General features: G+C 34.3%; 1 protein-coding gene. It reads right to left on the bottom strand.

Features of this window, described 5'->3' with window-relative positions:
• Positions 1-546 precede the first annotated feature (546 nt).
• Positions 547-1,059 (bottom strand): DinB family protein, encoded by a 513-nt coding sequence (locus ACFQZ1_RS08955; RefSeq protein WP_377881785.1) that lies wholly within the window; start codon positions 1,057-1,059, stop codon positions 547-549.
• Positions 1,060-1,296: the final 237 nt, after the last annotated feature.

Below are 1,296 nucleotides of genomic sequence, written 5' to 3'. Positions count from 1 at the left end.
CCCCTAAATTAAAATTTTCTTTCTCTACAGATAGTTATTCTGAGAAGCCGCTCATTTTTTCGTTTTGGGGGCATTTCTTTTTCTTAAGTTGATGGGCATGGGGTCACGTCACCAAAAGTGAAACATTGTACGTTTAGACACAATTTGGACACATTTTAGCCGGTTCCCTGTACGGTAAGACAGAAATATAAAATGCGGAAGACAATAATTAATAATGAAAATATACGTTGGTAGAACCAATTAGGTCGCGTCTATACGCAACCTGTTGGCAATTTTAAGAGGCATTTTAGTGTGTAGATGTAGGCAGCTCATGTATTTGGCATTTAATTTATGTATGAAATGGCAGTATAATTTTTGCATATTAAAAAGACTGCAATATATAAGTTTTGTATAAAACTTTGTATATTTCGCGGTCTTTTTCTTTACTATTTATTCCATTTAAGCGCCCTATTCCAGAATTACTCAGGTCGTTGAAAACCTTATTACATTAGCACTCTTTTAATTGAAGAATTTTTATAAAAATATACAAGACCCCAAGACGAGTAATCATGAAGTTTGGGGCATGAATAGGTAAAGTCCATAATCTTGCATCACGGAGGTGTGTCCCATTTGCCGTAACATGGTAGCTATATTCCCACGATGATAAGATCCGTGAGTGACAACATGTAGCAACAATTCAGAAACAGAAGTTTCAAGCAACCCAGCATAGGGGTTATCAACTACAATCACCTTGTCGATATCTTCTTGACTGTTTAGAAGTGCTTTGTAACGTTCAGATAAGTCTAAAAAGATCTTTTTCATTTCCTCAATACTTTTTGTTTCCGCCTGTTCTCTTAACTGATCTTCATGCGCCAATGCTTCATCCATGCTTTTACCTGAAATAATGTCAAACCATGTGTAATCTGAGGCATAAATGTGAGACAACACCTTTGATATTGAAGAAAAACCTGTTTGAATTTCCTTATGATAAATGTCTTGAGGAAGTTCTTTTAAACGATCAATTATAACTCCATTTGCCCATGCGTGGTAGTCGTACATTTTTAATGTGGGATACGTCATTTTAAATTTCCTCCTTTTTTCATTATCTTGTATTTTTTAATTGATACCTAATGATAAATAACTTACTTACAAATTATGGAGGTAAATATAATTATTCTGCTTTAATTACAAAAATCTTTTTAGGGGTACCGCCACATGCCCATCAAGTTAAGATTTTGAAGTATCCCCAAAACAAAAATTTTATCTCTTCATAGTTGTCCATGGGAATTCGGTTCGTTTTTTCGTTTTGAGGAACAA

Origin of the sequence: Bacillus sp. CGMCC 1.60114 (genome assembly GCF_042676365.1) — a bacterium.
In the GTDB taxonomy this organism is placed as follows: Bacteria; Bacillota; Bacilli; order Bacillales; family Bacillaceae_G; genus Bacillus_A; species Bacillus_A rhizoplanae_A.
The sequence above is the reverse complement of the archived record's forward strand: the minus strand, read 5'-3'. Positions and strand labels throughout refer to the sequence as shown.

Coding starts and splice junctions, on each gene's coding strand:
- ACFQZ1_RS08955 (WP_377881785.1), bottom strand. CDS start 1,059: ATGACGTATCCCACATTAAAAATGTACGACTACCACGCATGGGCAAAT.